Consider the following 457-nt stretch of genomic DNA (forward strand, 5'->3'; position numbering starts at 1 on the left):
CCGCTCGAGCAGGAACGCACGGATCTGATTGATGACGCCGGTACGCTGACCAACCAATCGATCGCGGACGCGGTGCAGCGCCTGAAGGTCGAGTTGATCGGCGGTCTTGGTCGCGACGAACTTCATGGTCGGGCGTTGGACAGCCTCGGCGATGGCTTCCGCATCTCGGAAGTCATTCTTCTGTCCCTTCGAGTAGGGGCGCACGTATTTCGCCGGCATCAGGCGGGCGTCGTGGCCAAGCCTTTGGAGCTTGCGACTGAGATGATGCGCGCCGACGCAGGCCTCCATACCGATCAAGCACGGCGGCAGGTTGGCGAGCCGCGTTTCCACCTGGCCGCGTGACCACTTCTGCCGCAGCACGATGGCGCCGCGCTGATCATGACCCACGATGTGGAACGAGTTCTTGCCGATATCGATGCCGATCACGGCGATCGCTGCGTTGAGTTTCTGAGACATG

At 62.1% G+C, this 457-nt stretch carries 1 protein-coding gene; it reads right to left on the reverse strand.

What is annotated here, in order from left to right; all coding sequences use genetic code 11:
- On the reverse strand, window positions 1–456 hold a 456-nt coding region (locus tag XI08_RS09785), incomplete at its 3' end, for an IS110 family transposase (RefSeq protein ID WP_271574260.1).
- Window position 457: the final 1 nt, after the last annotated feature.

Origin of the sequence: Bradyrhizobium sp. CCBAU 11361, from assembly GCF_028128935.1 — a bacterium.
Taxonomy (GTDB): domain Bacteria; phylum Pseudomonadota; class Alphaproteobacteria; order Rhizobiales; family Xanthobacteraceae; genus Bradyrhizobium; species Bradyrhizobium niftali.